The sequence below is a fragment of the Streptomyces sp. NPDC043685 genome (assembly GCF_056436585.1).
Genome location: NZ_JBWKCH010000001.1, coordinates 219406 through 233245, shown reverse-complemented (window position 1 = coordinate 233245; position 13840 = coordinate 219406). Strand labels below are relative to the sequence as shown.

At 66.0% G+C, this 13840-nt stretch carries 15 protein-coding genes and 1 tRNA gene; 12 read left to right on the top strand and 4 right to left on the bottom strand.

What is annotated here, in order from left to right; all coding sequences use genetic code 11:
• Window positions 1-19: 19 nt before the first annotated feature.
• From AC0665_RS01130 to AC0665_RS01120, 3 genes are all read right to left on the bottom strand, one after another.
• Window positions 20-847: a hypothetical protein gene (locus AC0665_RS01130; RefSeq protein WP_478704219.1), complete on the bottom strand. Its 828-nt coding sequence runs from the start codon at window positions 845-847 to the stop codon at window positions 20-22.
• A gap of 162 nt (window positions 848-1009) precedes the next feature.
• A tRNA-Tyr gene (locus AC0665_RS01125) sits at window positions 1010-1116 on the bottom strand.
• 1020 nt (window positions 1117-2136) lie between these two features.
• Window positions 2137-3894, bottom strand: a complete 1758-nt coding sequence (locus AC0665_RS01120; protein WP_478704218.1) for a DUF262 domain-containing protein — start codon at window positions 3892-3894, stop codon at window positions 2137-2139.
• 231 nt (window positions 3895-4125) lie between these two features.
• Here AC0665_RS01120 and AC0665_RS01115 point away from each other — a divergent pair, with 231 nt between their 5' ends.
• Complete coding sequence (locus AC0665_RS01115; RefSeq protein ID WP_478704217.1) at window positions 4126-4911, top strand: hypothetical protein; 786 nt, start codon at window positions 4126-4128, stop codon at window positions 4909-4911.
• Window positions 4912-5779: 868 nt separating this feature from the next.
• On the opposite strand, the gene AC0665_RS01110 is transcribed toward AC0665_RS01115, so the two are convergent.
• On the bottom strand, window positions 5780-6541 hold the full coding sequence (locus tag AC0665_RS01110) for a GntR family transcriptional regulator (RefSeq protein WP_478704216.1): 762 nt from the start codon (window positions 6539-6541) through the stop codon (window positions 5780-5782).
• A 441-nt stretch (window positions 6542-6982) separates the two neighbouring features.
• Between AC0665_RS01110 and AC0665_RS01105 the strand changes: the two genes are divergently transcribed.
• From AC0665_RS01105 to AC0665_RS01055, 11 genes are all read left to right on the top strand, one after another.
• Complete coding sequence (locus AC0665_RS01105) at window positions 6983-7252, top strand: DUF6284 family protein (protein WP_478704215.1); 270 nt, start codon at window positions 6983-6985, stop codon at window positions 7250-7252.
• Complete coding sequence (locus AC0665_RS01100; protein ID WP_478704214.1) at window positions 7249-7695, top strand: Pycsar system effector family protein; 447 nt, start codon at window positions 7249-7251, stop codon at window positions 7693-7695. Before AC0665_RS01105 ends, AC0665_RS01100 begins: the two co-directional genes overlap by 4 nt.
• Window positions 7692-7886: a hypothetical protein gene (locus AC0665_RS01095; protein ID WP_478704213.1), complete on the top strand. Its 195-nt coding sequence runs from the start codon at window positions 7692-7694 to the stop codon at window positions 7884-7886. The genes AC0665_RS01100 and AC0665_RS01095 overlap by 4 nt, the downstream gene beginning before the upstream one ends.
• Window positions 7883-8740: a protein spdB gene (locus tag AC0665_RS01090; protein ID WP_478704212.1), complete on the top strand. Its 858-nt coding sequence runs from the start codon at window positions 7883-7885 to the stop codon at window positions 8738-8740. The genes AC0665_RS01095 and AC0665_RS01090 overlap by 4 nt, the downstream gene beginning before the upstream one ends.
• Window positions 8740-9075: an RRQRL motif-containing zinc-binding protein gene (locus AC0665_RS01085; RefSeq protein WP_478704211.1), complete on the top strand. Its 336-nt coding sequence runs from the start codon at window positions 8740-8742 to the stop codon at window positions 9073-9075. The genes AC0665_RS01090 and AC0665_RS01085 overlap by 1 nt, the downstream gene beginning before the upstream one ends.
• A gap of 81 nt (window positions 9076-9156) precedes the next feature.
• Window positions 9157-11337 (top strand): cell division protein FtsK, encoded by a 2181-nt coding sequence (locus AC0665_RS01080; RefSeq protein WP_478704210.1) that lies wholly within the window; start codon window positions 9157-9159, stop codon window positions 11335-11337.
• Window positions 11338-11478: 141 nt separating this feature from the next.
• On the top strand, window positions 11479-11730 hold the full coding sequence (locus tag AC0665_RS01075; protein WP_478704209.1) for a hypothetical protein: 252 nt from the start codon (window positions 11479-11481) through the stop codon (window positions 11728-11730).
• A gap of 155 nt (window positions 11731-11885) precedes the next feature.
• The gene (locus AC0665_RS01070) at window positions 11886-12080 is read left to right on the top strand and encodes a hypothetical protein (protein ID WP_381102794.1); all 195 of its coding nucleotides are present in this window, start codon (window positions 11886-11888) and stop codon (window positions 12078-12080) included.
• Between the two features lie 14 nt (window positions 12081-12094).
• The gene (locus tag AC0665_RS01065; RefSeq protein WP_478704208.1) at window positions 12095-12550 is read left to right on the top strand and encodes a hypothetical protein; all 456 of its coding nucleotides are present in this window, start codon (window positions 12095-12097) and stop codon (window positions 12548-12550) included.
• 17 nt (window positions 12551-12567) lie between these two features.
• On the top strand, window positions 12568-12855 hold the full coding sequence (locus AC0665_RS01060; RefSeq protein WP_478704207.1) for a hypothetical protein: 288 nt from the start codon (window positions 12568-12570) through the stop codon (window positions 12853-12855).
• 87 nt (window positions 12856-12942) lie between these two features.
• A complete protein-coding gene (locus AC0665_RS01055) occupies window positions 12943-13839 on the top strand; it encodes a bifunctional DNA primase/polymerase (protein ID WP_478704206.1) in 897 nt (298 codons plus the stop codon).
• Window position 13840 lies beyond the last annotated feature (1 nt).

The window sequence follows — 13840 nt, the reverse complement described above, 5'->3', positions numbered from 1 at the left end:
GCCGCTCGTGGTGAGGGTGTCAGCGCACGTCGACGTAGTCGGCCGTGCTGGTGGCGACGCCGGTGGTGGAATTGCCGAAGTACACCCAGCGGTAGTAACCGTCCACCGAGGCGGTGACCGTGGTCTTCATGCCCCCGGTGCTGCTGGTGGTGGCCTTCTTGACCGTCTTGTAGGTGTCGGTGCCCTTGGCGCGGAACTGGAGGCTGACCGTACGGCCGCTGTAGGCGTCGTACCTCTTGGTGCTCCAGTTGGCGCGGGTCAGCTTGCCCGTGACGGTGATCGTCCTGCCCTTGGTGACCGGCTCGGGTGAGGCGTCGGTGGTGGCCTTGGCCGCGCGCTTGAGCTGGGCGGTCGTGGACCGCGTCTCCAGCTCCCCGGTCTTCAGGCCGCCGTCGGCCTTCCACAGCTTCAGCGAGACGCCCACCTTCCAGGTCGTGGCGTCACTGTTGGAGTCGACGTGCTCCTGGCTCGGGTGCGGGTCGATGTAGAGGCTGCCCTCGCAGCGAGCGTGCTTGGAGTCGATCTCGTAGCAGGTGTAGACGCCCGGCCCGATGAAGTTCTCCCCCGTGTCGGCAGCCGTGTTGATGCTGCCGCGGTAGAGGAAGGGGTACGCGTCGTAGCGGGAGGGGTCGGCGGTGGTGTAGCCGGAGGGCAGCGCGATGTTGAAGCTGATCGACGGCTCCACCTCCTTCGACGTCCCGACGACGATGGGCTTGCCCTGGTTGACGGCGATGTCCGACACCTTGATGCCGGTGTCCGCCGCCTGAGCGGCCGGCGCGTTCAGCACCGGAAGGCCCAGCGCCCCCACGAGCGTGAGCACCGCGACGGTTCGTCTGCCTGTTTTCATTCACACCTCATCAGGAGGATGCCGTTGGAAGAGGCGGCAGCCTATCTGACGGGTTCATGCCGTCCGGCCCTGACCGAGCAGTATGCGGCGCCACGGTCACCGGCCAACGAAAAACCCCCTCTGATCAGGTCAGGACCTGATCAGAGGGGGTCTTCCCCAGTGTGGCGGCGCCAGGATTCGAACCTGGGAAGGCTGAGCCGGCAGATTTACAGTCTGCGCGACGCTCAGGCGCTCATCTGCGTCTTCATACCTGCTGTTGCCTCACTGCCCCACAAGTGCCCCACGCGAACACGCCGGCATCCGCATCTGGCTCTTCCTGTTGCGGTCGTTGGGCCAAGCAACCTGCGGCACACCGGTGCGGGGGCCGCCACCTCCAGCTGGCGCTAAGTAGAAGAAGCAGGAGGCTCATCAGTCTCCACACGGGGGCCTGAGAAGATGAACGTGTGCAGCTCCCGCCCCTCAGGCCAGCGGGCGAGTATCTGATCTACGTGGGCATCGCGCACGGGAAGAGCCTCGGAACGGAGAAAAGCACCGAGGCAGGCGATACTGTCCGAGCAAAGAGCCATTCCGTCTCCGCGTCGCTCGACGTCACTACGGGAATCGCCGACCGGGCCGACCTGCGTATATAGGGCGTTGACACTGAGTCGGGACCTTAGTTCGACATCGGGCAGCCACTGAGAGTGCAACTGGATCGTTGCATGGTGGTGCTGCAAGGCCCTTAGGTAGTCTCGCTGCTCCTCCTCGGCGGCACCGTACGAGCCCAGCCGCAGGCTGTGTTGCATAGCCAGCAGCTCGGCCAAGATCTTTTCTGCGGCCGCAACCGCTTCACCCCGCAGCCTGGCGACCCTTGCTTCCCGTGCGCCATGTCGTTGCTGATACACGACCCCGCCGAACGTGGCGCCAGCACCAGCTCCTACACCGATCAGCCCTACCAGCGCACTGAGCACCGATGCGTCCATCCAGGGATGGTCGCATCCCGGCTGAGGGCAGGTCATCGAAACCTGAGAACCAGCAACCCACCGAAGACCTGCCATGAGCCGGCCGCGGACCGTGGCCGCAGGTCTCGCCTGAAGACCTGCCGTTGAGCCGCGCCTTACGTCGGCCGGGGCCGCGACTCGTGCTAAACCCCGGCCGGCATCTGGTGCTTCGCATGGGCGCATCAGTCGTTGGCAGCTTAGAGCGGCCTTAGTTCACCCATTACGACGTGCGGCCTATCGTGGTCTACCTACTCCGGAGGAAACCCGGGGGAAGATGAGCTCGGCCCACCTCCAACTCGGAAGTCACATTGGCTACGACCAGTGCCCGGCATCGGGCCACACTTCTAGCGCAATGTCGGCCATCTCGAGTTGCCGTGCATGGATCCCTGCCGGGTTCCACTGGCCTCTAGTCGAGTCCCACAAGCGCTCGATTCCGGTGTCCGTGGAGACGAGCAGGGCCGATTCTGAGTAGTTGTGACACTTTTCTGGGTACGTTCGATTAGCAACGGCGGCATTCTTCCTTCCGCTTAGCAAAGTGAGGTTTCCGATTCGGTGCACCCACGCCTCATGCTCATCCAAACGGAACTCGACATCAGGATGCTGAGGGTAGATATTCTCCACGTGCACCTTGCCGGAACCCGCTACAGTTAGTTCATCAACGCCCGCACTGACTCGCAGTTGGGCCTCGATCTTTTCGAGGATGTGGCGCGCCTGAGAAGCCTTGGGGAGAGTTGCCTCTTCGAATGCCGCCTTGAACGTGTCATTATCTGGAATCCAACTACACACTCGCCGCATGATAGAAGCGCAACCGGCACCTCCTGAAAATTCTTTAGCCACTCCGAAGATATTCTCCTCGAGCAATGTAGATTCACGCGTGCCGATCACAGTCCAGCGCACATAGTAGCTTAGGCAAGCTTCAATTAGCTCCTGTAGCTGAGTATAGTCATTACGTTCTGACGCAGCCAGCAGGAGCGGGTGCAGCGCATCAGCATTCAGTGCTTTGATGTCCGCTAGGGCAGCGTCGAACTTCTCAATCCCTGTCGAGCAATGAATGAGATCAACATACCGCAGGGATGCACTTTCCAATTCGGCGGCGAAGGCCTTTGGTGAGTACGTTTGCGGGACCTTAGAGAACTCGCCCGTCAATTCTCCTCTAATTGTTGCGTATAGGCTATGTGATTTCACGTCACCGTGACGCGCCACCCAGAAGTGCCGCAAGAACCGCTCGATCTCCTCCCTCTTCTCAAAGTTGTCGAGTAGAACCCTCCATGTGTCATTGACCCGCTTTTTCGTATCATCCTCCTTACTTTTCTCCATTAGGAAATTGCGGACTAGGTCAACGGTGGACAAATCCTTTCCGCGCGAATTAATGGTCTCGAATACTTCATTCGCGTCACTTGACGTCGGAGTTTGAATTTCAACAAACACTAGCCCTTTAATGAGGCATTCATAGAGAGAATCAAGCCAGTCAAGACGAGAGTCTTCGTCAGGGTAAATAGACAGCTGGTTGCTGACTTTACTTTCGAAGTTGGAATAGGCCTCTCGGATCAACTTGTGCGATGGGCGCTTACTTTCCTCGGCACCCCTAGTACTTCCAGACGTTTCATTCCAATCCTGGATGAAATCACGAAAGAAGTCCCGATCAAATAGTGACAATACAAGGAAGTATTCCATGGGCTCCCTGCGGCCAGCTTTTCGAGCGATGTAGTCACGCTGCATATTGTTGGCCATGGCCTGCGCTGCAGGAGATCCCATCCTCCAAAGGATGTCACGGATCACCGCAATCAAGATTGTTGAGGTGGTGAGACGCTGTTGCCCATCCAGAAGGGACCTGCTTTTCACGTGTTCATCAGTGATTGTAACGATGGGGCCAATGAAGTATTCGGAAGCTGACTCCTTTCCAGTCTCTCGGGCGATCCTAAACTTCTGAATATCTTCCCAGTAAGTGTCCACCTCCTTCTTCGACCATGCATACTGACGCTGACTGTCATCTGGCACGGTCACTACCGGATTGTTGGCGCCAATCAGCTGGCCAAGTGTCTGGCGTGCTGCGTGCTTGATGATAGCCATGGAGATCTCCGAGGAAGGCTGCGTCGTCTGAGCGATGATATCTCTCTAGCGACCCGTGCTGTGGCCTTTCGGGAGATGATGCGCATGCCTCCACGACTCGGGCCCCAGGGGTCCGCCGCCATACCCCTCCAGCAGGCAGTGAGGGATGCGTTCCGCGAACGCTCACTTAGTGCTACCGTCGCGATACTCACTGGACGCCGGGGGGCGGACAGGCATGCAATGAGGGAAGACATGAGCCTTTCTAGCGACAACACGGCACCCCACCACCTGCACACTCTGCTGTCCAGAGTGCAGAGCTCGGGTAAACACACCTACGCGGACGGTTGGGCCACGGCGCTTGGGGCCGAATGGGGATCCGTCGAATTTGCAAAGCGTCATGGTGAGGTGGTGAACCTCATGGTCACGACAATCGAGCAGTTGAATGCCCTGCCTGAGAGAGCTCGCGAGCGTACCCTTCGGTATGTTAATGCGTGGTGGAACTCCATTGTCCAGCCTCAGGTCAACTGGAACGATACGGGAAGGCATGCTAACGGCATTATCAAGCAGGACATGCTTGACCACCTGGAGGCGGCAGCAGATATCATTGCCGGGAGCCTCGTTGGGTCAGCTGCCGCCCCACGAGGCGTTGACCTTGATGCCATCGTCGACCAATGCAAAGAGTGGTTGGATCTCCTCTCCAGCATGGAAGACTCAGAGATCGCAGGGCCAGTGAAGGATGGCTTGATCTCGCAAATCGAGCACCTGATTTGGCTGGTGGAGAACGTCGACCTCTTTGGCGGGGCTCGCGTCGCCTCGGAAGCTAGCCGAGTTATTGGGTCCTTGGCGCAAGCGTCGGCAACTATGGAGAACGCGAATCCAGAGACAGTGAGCCGCTGGAAGAAGGGGTGGCTGGCGCTTATCGCTGTATGCGTGGCGTTCAATGGCGGAGTGGCCGTAGTTCAAGAATCGATCGACTCAGGCACCGCCATCGTCAAGGAAATCACTGGCGTGGTTAGTGACATTCAGGGTGGAGAGTAGCGGAATCTCGGCCTAGCAGTTGGCGGAGCCAGAGACACAACCCGCTCTCAAGGAGGATTTTGGCGAGTCGGGCGTCTCTGGCCTTCCCCGACCCAACCTGCAGCGAGATCCATACTGTGAGGATTCGCCCCGATACAGGCTCTATGCAGTTGTAGAGGCGGTTGCCCTAACACCTTACGTGTCCTCGCTCAAGAGGTCGCGGAGTGCCTGCTCCGACCAGTGACCAGCGGCGCCGGGGCATGCTGCTACATACGAGGCCACCGCCTCCAGATCCCACGCGCCGGCGGACAGTAGTCCCGAAGCCAAGAAGCGCACGTAGGCGGCAGAGGGCGGGACCCATTCGACGTCCTGCACGCCCCACGGGGCGGTGAACGTAAGGACCGGCAACCCATCGACCTGCCCAGCGCATACGAGTGTCTCGTAACGACCCTCACCTAGCACTGCGCGGCCCTGTGACAGCACGCCCACCAGGTCAAGGCCCGCGCCGGGGCCCCTGTACATCTCCTGGGCGGCGATGTCCGAGAACTGATCAGTAGTCACCAGGTGAGCTCTAGCTAGCACTCGCCCACTTACCTGGTGATCGTAGAAGGCCCTCCCCCCTCCCCATACGGGCGACTCGGTTGCGAAGTACATGGCGCCGGTCAGTTCAACAGGGATGGAGCGGGTGGGCATTGCTGGGTTACGGCACCCTGGGTACTGCCTCGATGCGCCGGGTGGGCGGCCGCCCTGGATGTAGGCGGCCAGTCGATCGAGGTGCATGTTCGAGCCGTAGGACGTGTACCAGACCCGTTCCGGATAGTGGTCGGTTGGCAAAGTCGGATCGATGCTCTGTAGGGCCTTCACTCTTGCCTGCTCCCGGGAGATGCGCTCAGTCTGCCGAAACGTCGTACCTGATGACATGACGGTCTCCAGGGAGGATCGTGATCATTACTCGTAGGGGCCGATTCTTCTCGTCATAGCCCGTGCGCATGTGCACAGCCACAGGCGTGGCGGAGGGCAGTGACAACTTCTCGACCTCAGCACGAGTCGGCATACGCACAGTGATTTCGTCCCGATAGCGAGCCTGAACGAGGCCAACGCTGGCCAGCACGCCACCCGGCGCTGACACGTCTTCGGGCAGCATCAACGGCGTGCCTCGGACTAGCTCTTCCGGGAAGTACGAGTCAGCCAGGGCATACGGGTCGTGATCCACTATGCGCACTCGTTCCCGGACGACAGTCAGCGCGGTCTCAGGATCCAGCTCCAGGCGTTCCGCGACTTCGGCCGGCGGGCGGCGGATGGAGACGCGGACCTCCTGCCGAGGCTGACGCCCACTTTCAGCCACGATGCTGGCCCACTGGTCACCGCGATCGTTGGACTGGTGCCGGGTCCGAGACTCCAGTACTGACCAGTCCCAGACGGCTGGTGTCAGGCTGCGGCGAACGAAGCTTCCCCGCCCCTGACCAGCAATGATGAGCCCTTCTTCGGTCAAGCGCCGCAAAGCCAGGCGGACCGTGTTGCGACTCGCTTCGTATCGCTCGACCAGCTCGAACTCCGTTGGGAGCTGTTGACCCGGCTCCAGCTCACCCCGCTCGATCTGTCCTCGCAGGTCATCCGCGATTCGGTGGTACCTGGGGCGCTGCTCCCGCACGGTGCCTCCCTGCTAGTTGGCTGACTTGTGCCAACAACATACGCCCTCTGCCTTGACGGTCGTAGCGACTTAAGGCAACACTCAGGGCGTCGGTTGTTGGTACAACACCACCAACACCGTTGAGTCAGTCTTTATGCCGGGCGGGGCTACTGCGGTTCGCCGTAAGTCCCTGGACTGGGTGTTCTTTGACAACTGCATGGGGATAGCGCCGCCTCTCCTCGACCAAGTAGGCGGCCACGCGGAAGCTCCCGCGTGAGGTACAGCGCGGATTCGACCTCTCCGCAGCTCTCAGCGGCTGCGGGCCGGTTGCCTCCCCTGCTCGTCTCGAACGAGCAGGGCTGAGGGGAGCCGGATTTACCGACTTCAACGGCAAGTGCCCCCGGTGCTGGAACACCGGGGGCACGGTTCGGGCCGTTCCACCTGCGAGAGGAACACGACCCAATGAGCCACATCGTCACTGTTCAGGACGCTGTTACCGCGTTCGCTCCATGGATGGAGCCGACGGACGCGGAGCTGGATGCGATCGAGCAGGAGATGCCCGTCATCCTGGCGGACGTTGACCTGCTGGACGCGCAGATCATCATTCTGGACCGCATCCAGACCGAGCTGGACAACCGGCGCCTGCGCCGCGCCCGCCGCCGGGCCCTGGCCGCGCGTATCGCTCTGGCCAACCGCACCACCGCCGCAACGGGCAATGGGGGTGCCGCGTGAGCGCCACCGGCCGCAACCTGAGCACCGCGCACGCTGAGGTGAAGGCGGAGATCACGCGGACCGACACCAAGACCGGCTTACTGCTGGCGTTCGTGGGCGCGGTCCTGGCGGGCGCCTGGACGGTCGCCCGCGATCTGCCGATGAACCTGCCGGCCTACATCGCTGGCGGACTCGGGATGGCGCTGCTGCTCGCGGCCGCTGGTCTGCTGCTGCGCTCGACCCGGCCTAACCTGCGCGGCCGGCACGGCTTCCCGCTGTGGGCCACCCTCACCGCCGAGGAGATCACCACGGCCGTGGAGCGGGACATGGCCGCCGACGTCACCGGGCTGTCCCGGCTCGCGGTCGCCAAGTTCACGACCCTGCGCCGTGCAGTCGACCTGACCTGCGCCGGCGGGGCGCTGCTCATCCTCGCCGCGCTGCTCACGGTAGGGGGTGCGCTGTGACGCTGCTTGAGCTCGTCTACGGCCCCCGTGCCGACGAGGAGGACTTCCGGACGCTGCTGGTTCGGGCCCTGGAAGCGAACGTGGCGCTGGCCCGGACCTGCGCGCTGGTCGGCGATCGGGTCAACGAGGCGCTCTACCACCGGGAGATCAATCATCTGCTCGACCTGCGTGAGCGGGAGGCTGCCGAATGAACGCGAAGACTGTTCTGCCGGCCGTCGGGATGACGGCGGTGTCCATGGTCCTCACCCTTGCCGTGGTGATGATGTGGCTGGGGGCGGCGGTGCCGTGGCCGGTCGCTCTGGTCGTCGGTCTCGGCATCGATGGCGGATGGCTGGCCACCCTCGCCTACGAACGTCGCCTTGCTGCGCAGGGCGACCACAACCGTGCCGTAACGGCGGTCGGTTGGTTCTTCGGCGTCCTCGCCGCCGGCGTCTTGGTTGCGCACGCGCTGACAGTTGAGCACTCCGCCGGCGCGTGGCTGGCTGTGGCGTGGCTGCCGATCGCGGCCAAGGCCCTGTGGATGGTGCACAGCCTTTGGGAGCGCACCGCGCTCACGCCCCTCGCGCTGGACGCGATCCGGGGCATTCAGCAGGAGGCGCGCGACGAAGCGGCCGTGGCCCGTGCCCGGCTGCGGGCAGAAGCGGCCACGGAGGCGACGCGGCTGACGGCCGTGACGGAAGCTGGCGCCCGCGTCGCACGCGTCCAGGCACAGACCGCGCAGACCCTCGCGGGGGCGTGGTCGACGCTGGAGACCGCCCGCAAGGGCGAGGAGACCGGCAGGGCCCTGACCAGCGTGACGACCCCCGTCACGCCCGGCGTCACACCCTGCTGGGAACTCCCCGTATGGGGTCCGACCGAGCCGGTTCCGGCGCTGGAGACGGGGGCGCCCGCGTTGTCGGATGACGCGCTGGACACGCTGGTTCACGACATCCGGCACAGCCAGACGCCGCCGTTGTCGTACCGCGACATGGCCGCCCGCTTCCGCGCCGCCGGCCACTCCGCCTCTGAGGTCCGCCTTCGGGCCGCGTGGAAGCGCGTCGCCTGATGGCCACGCTGCCGGTCTACCGGTGGAGCCTGGCCCCGGACGGCTACGCCACCCGCCGCCAACTGCGCGCCCTTGGCCTGCGGCCCGGTGGCCAGGACGTGGCCGCGCAACTCGAACGGCCGCGCCGCCGCCGGGACCCACTGGTCGCCTACCTCTACCGCATCGACCTCGCCAAACCGGTGAGGCCGATGACCCCTGCCCGGTGGGCAGCGCTCGCCAAGGCCAACACCGCCCGCCGCACATGCCCCGCATGCCGGCGTGACGCCGGATACGTCATCCCCCCGACGCTCGGCATGTGCGCCGCGTGCGCCTACCCCGAGCAGTACGCCGCCTGAACTCCCGGCGGGGCCCGTCCGCACACCTCCTACAGCGACGGACCGGGCCCCGCCTTCCCTCTGCGAGAGAAGGAACCTTCAGTGAAGCACCCCGACGACGACCACGAACTGTTCAACCGCCTGGAAGCCGAAATGGCCGCCGACCACCGCGCCGACGTGGTCGACCTGGACAAGGCCCGCGCCGCCCGCGAACCGGCCGCCGCCCCCGCTCCGGAGCCAGAGCCGGCCGACCCGGACACGCCGGTCATTGTCGACCAGCCCGCCCCCGCGGCGACCGGCCCCGGCTACCTCGGTCGACTCGCCGGCGCCCGCCGCCGCGCGGTCGTACCGGTCTGGCTCAAGTCCCTGGCGGAGCTGCGGACCGCGTCGGCGTGGGTGGCCCGCCATTACGCCCACGCCGCCGGCTACCACGCGCTGCGGGCCCCGATCTACGCCGCCCGCCTCGCGCTTCAGGCCCCCGCCGGCGCCGCGAAGGTGGTCGGGGGCACGATGCGGTGGGTGGCCGACCGCGAGGGCGAACCGGTCCGCCTCGCCGCCGTGCGGCGTGAGGACGCTGCCGAGTACCTGAAGCTGTCGCGGCAGCGTGACGGACGGGTGCGGCTGCGGACCCTGGTCGCCGTGCTGGGGATGTTCGTTAGCCTCGGTCTGGCGCTCGCGCTGTATGTGCTGGCTCCCGACTGGCTGCAAGCCGTGTCCGTGGGCGCGGTCGTGCTCGCCCTGGGGGCCACCGGCCGTAAGGCGGACGCGCCGGTCGTGCACCGGGCGGTGGAACTGCCCAAGGCGACGAAGCTGACCAGTGACATCGTGCTGCGGGCGCTGGGGGCGTTGGGGATTCCCGCGATCAATCAGGCGCAGGGCAAGGGACGGGACGGGTTCGAGTTCACCGCCCCGATCACCCGCGACGGGCCCGGCTGGCGTGCGGAGGGGAACCTGCCCTACGGCGTCACGGTCACGGACATCATCGAGCGTCGCGAGCGGCTCGCCTCCGGTCTGCGCCGCCCGCTGGGGTGTGTGTGGCCCGAAGCCGTCCCCGACGAGCACACCGGGCACCTGGTGCTGTGGGTCGGGGATCAGGACATGTCCCGGGCGTCTCAGCCGGCGTGGCCGCTGCTGAAGTCCGGGAGTGTGGATCTGTTCGAGCCGGTCGCCTACGGCACCGACCAGCGCGGCCGGTGGACCGAAGTGACGCTCATGTACATCGCGGGCGTCATCGGCGCCATCCCGCGCATGGGCAAGACGTTCCTGCTGCGTCTGCTGCTGCTCATCGCGGCCCTCGATCCGCGCGCTGAGCTGCACACCTACGACATGAAGGGCACCGGCGACCTCGACCCGGTCGGCAACGCGGTCGGCTACCGGCACGCCGCCGGCGACGACGACGAACCCGTCCAGTACGCCCTGGACGACTTCCGGGCCCTGCGCGAGGAACTGCGCCGCCGCACAAAGGTGATCCGCTCCCTGCCCCGCGACATCTGCCCCGAGTCCAAAGTGACCAGCGCCCTTGCCGACAAGCGGTCGTTGGGGCTGCACCCGATCGTGGTCGGGGTGGATGAGTGCCAGGTCCTCTTCGAACACCCCGAGCACGGCAAGGAGTTCGAGGAGATCATCACCGACCTGGTCAAGCGCGGCCCCGCCACCGGCATCGTGGTCCTGCTGGCCACGCAGCGCCCCGACGCCAAGTCGCTGCCCACCGGCATCAGCGCCAACGCGTCCGCCCGGTGGTGCCTGAAGGTGATGGGCCAGCTGGAGAACGACATGGTGCTGGGCACCTCCGCCTACAAGCGCGGGGTGCGGGCGACCATGTTCGCCTGGGGAGACAAGGGCATCCACTACTTCGTGGGTGAAGGCTCCGACGCCCGCATCGTCCGCTCCGTCTACGTCGACGCCAGCGGCGCCGAAGCCATCGCCGCCCGCGCCCGCCGCGTCCGCGAGAAGGCCGGACTGCTCGCCGGCCACGCCCTCGGGGAAGCACCGGAACCGACCACGGCCGCCTACGACCTGCTGGCGGACATCCTCGCCGTGGTCCCCGCCAAGGAAGCCAAGGCATGGTCGGAAACCATCGTGACCCGGCTCGCAGACCTGCGCCCGGAGGTCTACGACGGATGGGACCCCGACGCGCTCGCCGCCGCACTCAAGCCGCACGGCATCGCCACGATCCAGGTCGGGCGCCGGGTCAACGGCAAGGTCGTCAACCGGCGCGGTGTCGACCGCTCCCACATCACCACCGCGATAGCGGAGCGTGACGGAAAGCGCGACGCAGGCTGACACTCCGGAGCCGCTAACGATAGCGGCAACCCCCGCTAACGTTAGCGGCCCCGCTAGCGCCCCAATCCGCCTCTGATCAGGCCGCTAGCGGATAGCGGCCCACCTGCGCAAACCCCAAAAACCCGCCAGGAAGGGCCCCACGTGACCCCCGCCCTGCTCGCTATCGCCTGCCTACTCGCCGTCACCCTCAGTTACGCCGGAATATGTGCGGTGTCGCCGTTCGGTGACTGCCGCCGCTGCCGTGGCATGGGCCACGCCCTCAAGACCGACCGCAAGGGCCGCATCAAGCGCGGCAAGGACTGCCGCCGCTGCCACGCCACCGGCAAGCGCATCCGCACCGGCCGCTGGCTCTACAACCGCTGGGCGCGCATCTACCGCGCCGGCACCGACTGAGCATGCGACCGGCGACCGCCCGTCATGAGACGGACCCCGCTCCGAGAAGGAGCTAGGCAGGCGCGGTCGCCGGTCAGACGCCCCAAGCTTGCGAGCACCCGGGGCGCCTGAAGCGTATCCACCCATCCGCCTCACCCGGAAGCGAGTTCTTCCCGATGATCCTCGACATCTCCGCCGTGCTGCTGTTCGGCGCCGCCTCCGTCTTCGCCGTCAAGACCAAGTCCGCCGGCGGCGGCGCCGCCCTCGTGCTGTTCCTCTTCGGGTTCTTCGCCGCCGGCACCGGCGCCTACGAGCCCATCCACAACCTCGTACAAGCCTCCGCCGACGCCCTGTCCGCCCTCGACAACTGAAAGGAGACCCGGCCGTGAACGAACCCACCACCCAACGGACCGCACCCCTCGTGGTCCACCACCCCACACCGATCACCCCCGCCGCCATGCACGCGGCGCCGGTCGTCCCCGTCCAGCCGGGCCACATCCCGGCCGTGGCGAGCGTCGTCCTGCCGGACGGCCGTGTCGTCACCGGCTACGCCGTGGCACCGGCTCAGCCGGCACCGGTCACCGCCAAGCCGGCCGTGTCCAGCACGGCGGTGAACGTCACCCTCGGGGGCGTCGGGTTCCTCGCCGTGTGCGGCGGCCTGCTGCTGCTCACCTCGTTCATCGCCGCCCTGACCGCATTCATCGGCCAGCTCATCATCCTCGCCACCGTCATCTTCGGCGGATGGATCGCCGTGCAGGCCTTCAGCGCGAGGGGCCACCACGGCGGAACCACGGTCAACATCCGCAAGGCCGTGATCAAGCGGAACAGGTTCTACGGCTGACAAGGAGACCGACACCCGTGATCCGACTCCGCATCAAGGTCACCCACTGCCCCCACCGGGCCCTTGCCCTGTCCGACACCCCTCGCCCCGACTGTCCCGACTGCCGCGGAGAGGGCGGCATCGCGCACGACTACGGCGACCACAACGGCGAGTACGCCGGTACCAACTGGGAGCCCTGCCCGTGCTGGACGCAGTGGGCCGTGATCCTGCTGCCCCTCCCGCGCCTGCCGCGCTGGCTGCGCCAGCGTCGCCGTGACAGTGACCCGTGGGCGCCCAGCGGATACAGCGACGAACCGCCCTTCTAGCTACGTCAAGGGCGGCCCCCCATTCCGCCAAGAACCGGGGCCGCCCTGACCATCCAGCACGCTAGCGACGAACTGGAGACATCCAGCATGACCCAATCGACCGACATCCGACGAGTACGGGACCACCGGCCGCGCTCACTCGATCTGCACGAACCCCTGCGCACCGCGCTGACGCTGGCCGCTGCGCGTGTGCCGGTGCTGCCCCTACGCGCGGGAAAGGCACCGTTCGGCAACTGCCGCACCTGCGTGGGCAACGCGTGCGGTGGCCGGCCGAATATGAAGACCGCCGGGCCGTGCCAGTGCCCTGGCGTCTGCCACGCCTGGGCCGCTGCCACCGCCGACCCTGCGGTCCTCACCTCCCCGGCCTGGACGGCCGCATGGCGCCGGGCCGTCACCGTCGCCTACCACCCCGGCGCCGCCGGGCTGACCGTCGTGGACCTCGACGACACGGCGGCCGTCGACTGGGCACGCGCCACCCTGCCCGCCACCCGGACCGTGCCGACGACGCGCGGTGAGCACTGGATCTACCAAGGCGCCATGACGTCACACAACGCCGTCCGGCCCGGAGTCGACATCAAGTCGACCATGTCTTACGCCCGTTACCTCGGACCCGGCACCGGCACCCTGACCGCCCTGCCCGACGTCGTCCGCGCGCTGGCCGTCAAGGAACCGCCCACCGCCCGGCCGGCGCCTCGTTCCGTCTCCCTGCCTGCAGGGTCCGGCGGCGGTAAGTGCCCGCACCGCACACCTGTCTTCCTGGAACGCGGCATCGCCATGGCGGAGCAGCGCATTACGCAGGCCCGCACCGCGATTCACGCCACGGTCTACGGGGCGTTTCTGGCCGTGCTGTCCACGCACGGCCGGTGCGGCTGCCTCACCGACGCCCACATCACCCGGCTGTTCACCGCCGCGCAGGCCAAGGGCGAGACGGCCCGGCACTGCACGGATGCGTGGAACAACGCCCGCACCACGTTGGGACTGTGAC

What these genes read in the sequence shown, in the direction of transcription:
- AC0665_RS01130 (WP_478704219.1), bottom strand. Translation starts at nt 847, where the DNA reads ATGAAAACAGGCAGACGAACCGTCGCGGTGCTCACGCTCGTGGGGGCG.
- AC0665_RS01120 (WP_478704218.1), bottom strand. Translation starts at nt 3,894, where the DNA reads ATGGCTATCATCAAGCACGCAGCACGCCAGACACTTGGCCAGCTGATT.
- AC0665_RS01115 (WP_478704217.1), top strand. Translation starts at nt 4,126, where the DNA reads ATGAGCCTTTCTAGCGACAACACGGCACCCCACCACCTGCACACTCTG.
- AC0665_RS01105 (WP_478704215.1), top strand. Translation starts at nt 6,983, where the DNA reads ATGAGCCACATCGTCACTGTTCAGGACGCTGTTACCGCGTTCGCTCCA.
- AC0665_RS01090 (WP_478704212.1), top strand. Translation starts at nt 7,883, where the DNA reads ATGAACGCGAAGACTGTTCTGCCGGCCGTCGGGATGACGGCGGTGTCC.
- AC0665_RS01085 (WP_478704211.1), top strand. Translation starts at nt 8,740, where the DNA reads ATGGCCACGCTGCCGGTCTACCGGTGGAGCCTGGCCCCGGACGGCTAC.
- AC0665_RS01070 (WP_381102794.1), top strand. Translation starts at nt 11,886, where the DNA reads ATGATCCTCGACATCTCCGCCGTGCTGCTGTTCGGCGCCGCCTCCGTC.
- AC0665_RS01055 (WP_478704206.1), top strand. Translation starts at nt 12,943, where the DNA reads ATGACCCAATCGACCGACATCCGACGAGTACGGGACCACCGGCCGCGC.